Annotated in this window: 4 protein-coding genes; 2 read left to right on the top strand and 2 right to left on the bottom strand. The window is 72.2% G+C overall.

The genetic code is table 11. From position 1 onward, the window contains the following. Positions 1-976 (bottom strand): RNA polymerase sigma factor (locus ABT300_RS42205; protein ID WP_502978116.1); only part of this gene is annotated, 976 nt, incomplete at its 3' end. A gap of 464 nt (positions 977-1440) precedes the next feature. Here ABT300_RS42205 and ABT300_RS42200 point away from each other — a divergent pair. Beyond that, positions 1441-2265, top strand: a complete 825-nt coding sequence (locus tag ABT300_RS42200; RefSeq protein ID WP_351687954.1) for a phytanoyl-CoA dioxygenase family protein — start codon at positions 1441-1443, stop codon at positions 2263-2265. Positions 2266-2312: 47 nt separating this feature from the next. Here the strand turns inward: ABT300_RS42200 and ABT300_RS42195 are convergent, their stop codons facing one another. Further along, positions 2313-3281 (bottom strand): aldo/keto reductase, encoded by a 969-nt coding sequence (locus ABT300_RS42195; protein WP_351687951.1) that lies wholly within the window; start codon positions 3279-3281, stop codon positions 2313-2315. Positions 3282-3601: 320 nt separating this feature from the next. Here ABT300_RS42195 and ABT300_RS42190 point away from each other — a divergent pair. Next, positions 3602-3888 (top strand): LysE family transporter (locus ABT300_RS42190; RefSeq protein ID WP_351687948.1); only part of this gene is annotated, 287 nt, incomplete at its 3' end.

The raw sequence follows: 3888 nt of genomic DNA, 5'->3' as shown, positions 1-3888 counted from the left end.
GCAGCCGGCCGCGGGTCGCGGAGCGGGCTCCGGCCTCGGCGGAGGCGGCCGCGAAGGACCCGTCCGTGAAGGCCTCGCCCGCGTAGCCGCGCGCCTTCTCCCCGGCCGGTTCGCCGGACTCGCCGCGACCCGCCACCCTGATCTCCACATAGGCCGCGGCCGCCCAGCCCAGGATGCCGTCGGCCAGGGCGGTGCCGAGCAGTCCCTCGAACTGCAGCAACTGGTCGGCGGTGTGGGTGCAGTGCCGGCAGCCGTCCAGGTGGGTGCGCAGGTCGGGGTCGACGTCGACGCCGCCGCGCCGGCAGGTGACGTCCAGCAGCCGGTGGTAGCGCTGGCACTCGTCGTCCGTGGCGAGTTCGCGGTGCACCTGGAGGCACTCCTCGCGCAGCCGCTCGCGGGAGCGGCTCAACTCGCCGCGCGCGCCGTCCTCTTCGAGGCCGAGCAGGCCGGCCGGGACCGCCAGGGGCTCGGCCTCGACCTCGACGTGCCAGAGCAGGCAGCGAGCCGACTCGGGCAGCCGCTGGAACGCCCGGGACAGCATGCGCCGGTTCACGGGCGGCAGCATGAGGGCGGCCGCGCGGTCGGCGATCACGCCGTCGCCGTCGCCCTCGGAGCGCAGCGCGGGATGCAGCAGGTCGCGACGGCCGTCGGTGTCCCACTCGGCCGCGACACGGCGGACGGTGACCAGCAGATGAGGGCGCCAGGCGGCCGTCGGACCGTTCTGCCGCAGGGTCTCGCCGAACAGCCGGGTGAAGGCGGCGGTGGTGAGCATGCCGGCCGCGCGCTCGTCGTCGGTGCACAGCCGGGCATAGGCGAAGGCGGCCTCCCAGTGCCGGTCGAGCAGCTCTCCGACGGGATGCAGCGCGGGCGACGCGCCCGTCCACTTCTTCAGCTCCGCGCTGAGCTGTTCGTCCGTCGCGTCGAAGCGGCGCGCCGAAGGGGAATTCGACAGGCCTGCGTCATTCACGGGCTGCATTCCTTCCGGGGGCATGCGGCATAAAGTCCATACCATCGGGTTTGCGGTTCCGCCCGGGCGGCGGGACGACTCGCACAGGGTTCGGCGCCTCTGACGTCCGTGGGGGCAGCTCTTGTGAAGCGTGGGGAGTGTGACGGGAGGCGTCTCGTGCGCACGATGGGGAAATCGTTGTCCGCGCGCCGACAAGGCACACCTTCGCACAACCGGACCTGGACGAACAAGAGATCCCACGGTTTCGTACACGGGGTACCGACCGCCGGATATTGACGAATCGTCAATGCGGGATCGGAGTGAGGGGCGGTCACGTTATCGCCGTCCCTTTTGGCGCTCTTTCGAAGCAGCTGTCCGGACGTCATTGCCGGAATGTTTCGCTTGCCGGGCCGCCGCCCAGGCCCGTCTTTCGCACCGCCCGGGCGGGGGGTTACGGTGCCAGTTCCGCACCCGGCGGACCGAGGAGGCCCCGCATGACGGTCACGGACGTCGACACCGCCGGCACGCCCCGTCTGAGCGAGGCGGATCGGCGGCAGTACCAAGAGGACGGTTACGCCGTCGTGCGCGGGCTGTTCGCACAGGACGAAGTCGACGCGCTGTGCGCCGAGTTCGAGGCGCTGCACGCGGCGGGGCGGCCGGTGCCCGGGCATTTCGAGCCGCGTCCGGGCGCCGTGGACCCGCTCTCCGTGTACCCGAGGGTCATGCACCCGCACGAGATCGTTCCGCTCGCCCGCCGGGTGCTGCTGGACGCCCGGCTGCGGGACGTGCTGGAGCAGTTGCTCGACGAGGAGGTGCTGGCCGCGCAGAGCATGTTCTATTTCAAGCCGCCGGGCGCCCGGGGTCAGGCGCTGCACCAGGACAACTTCTATCTGCGGGTCGAGCCGGGCACCTGCGTGGCCGCCTGGCTGGCCTGCGACGAGATCGACCGCGACAACGGCGGTCTGGAAGTCGTGCCCGGCACGCACCGGATGGACCTGTTCTGCCCGGAGACGGCCGACGCGCAGGTGTCGTTCGCGCGGGAGTACGTGCCGCCGCCGCCCGGGCTCGCGGCGACGCCGGTCGACATGGCCGCGGGCGACGTGCTGTTCTTCAACGGCAGTCTGGTGCACGGATCGCAGCCCAACCGCAGCGACGACCGGTTCCGCCGGTCGTTCATCGGGCACTACGTCGGACGCTCGGCGGAGCGGATCGGCTCGTACTACCGGACGATGACGATGAACGGCGAGCCGCTGGCCCTGCGCGAGAGCGAGGGGGCGGGGCCCTGCGGCACGGAGTTCGCACCGGCCGGCCCCCACTGACCCTCACGACCCCCCTCGCCCCGGCGTCGCCTCCCGTCGCCTCCGGCTCAGTGCCCGGCGACGGCATGCGGGCGGTAGGGCTGCTCGAGTTCCTGCAACTCCTTCTCGGTCAGCTCCAGTTCGACGGCGGCCACCGCGTCCTCGAGATGGTTCGGCTTCGACGCGCCGACGATCGGCGCCGTCACCGTGCCCTGGTGCAGAAGCCAGGCCAGGGCCACCTGGGCGCGCGGCACCCCGCGGTCGCCGGCGATACGGGTGACGGCCTCGACGATCGTCCGGTCGCCCTCCGGGTAAAGGGCGCTGCCGAAGGCGTCACTGGCACTGCGGTCGGTCCGCGTGCCCCAGTCGCGGGTGAGACGGCCGCGGGCCAACGGGCTCCAGGGCAGCACGCCCACGCCCTGGTCCGCGCACAGGGGCAGCATCTCGCGCTCCTCCTCCCGGTAGAGGAGGTTGTAGTGGTTCTGCATCGAGACGAACCGGGTCCAGCCGTGCCGCTCGGCCGTGTGCTGCATCGTGGCGAACTGCCAGGCGTACATCGAACTCGCCCCGATGTAGCGGGCCTTGCCCGCCTTCACCACGTCGTGCAGCGCCTCCATCGTCTCCTCGACGGGGGTGTGCGGGTCGAAACGGTGGATCTGGTAGAGGTCGACGTGATCGGTGCCGAGGCGGCGCAGGCTGTGGTCGATCTCGGACAGGATCGCCTTGCGGGACAGTCCGGCGCCGCCCGGCCCCGGTCGCATCCGGCCGTGCACCTTCGTGGCGAGCACGATCTCGTCACGCCGGGCGAAGTCGTGCAGCGCCCTGCCGACGATCTCCTCGCTGGTGCCGTCGGAGTAGACGTTCGCGGTGTCGAAGAAGGTGACGCCCGCCTCCAGCGCCTGCCGGATCAGCGGCCGGGACGCCTCCTCGTCGAGGGTCCACTCGTGCGTGCCCCGGTCGGGGACGCCGTAGGTCATACAGCCCAGACAGATCCGCGACACGTCCAGACCCGTCGAACCGAGCTTCACGTACTGCATGCTCGCCGCTCCTGACATCGGTGGGAGGTAGGGAGGTACGTCAACGAGCGTATGCGGACGAGGACGAGGGCCGGCACAGGGACCGGAGACGAAGGCGGAGACGGGACCGGGGACGGAGACGGGGACGGAGGCGGAGGCGGGGACGGGGACGGGGACCGGGAGGGGACGCGAGAAATCCGGTTGCCCCCGGCCGCTCCTCACCCGCAGGATCCAGCCATGCTCACTTTCGACGCCTCTCTGCCGCTCACGTCCGCCGCCGCTCCTACGGCGCCGGTCCAGCAGCAGCCCGGCCGCCCCCGGAGGCTCGACGCCGCACGACGGTGACGGCCGCCCTCGTCGCGGGCCTGGTCGCGGGATACGGCATCGCCGTGCCCGTCGGCGCGGTCGCGACCTACCTCGTCTCGCTCACCGCCCGCACCTCCCTGCGCACCGGGGTGTGCGCCGCGCTCGGCGTCGCCACCGCGGACGGCCTCTACGCGCTGGTCGCGACCGTCGGCGGCTCCGCCGTCGCGGCCGTGCTGCGACCGGTGCTGACTCCGCTGCGCTGGGTCTCGGCCCTGGTCCTGCTGGCGCTGGCGGTCCGGGGCGCGCACAGCGCCCTGCGCCG

The organism is Streptomyces sp. NPDC001027, from assembly GCF_040299045.1.
GTDB lineage: Bacteria > Actinomycetota > Actinomycetes > Streptomycetales > Streptomycetaceae > Streptomyces.
Note: the sequence above shows the minus strand (reverse complement) of the source record. Positions and strands in the feature narration are given on the sequence as shown.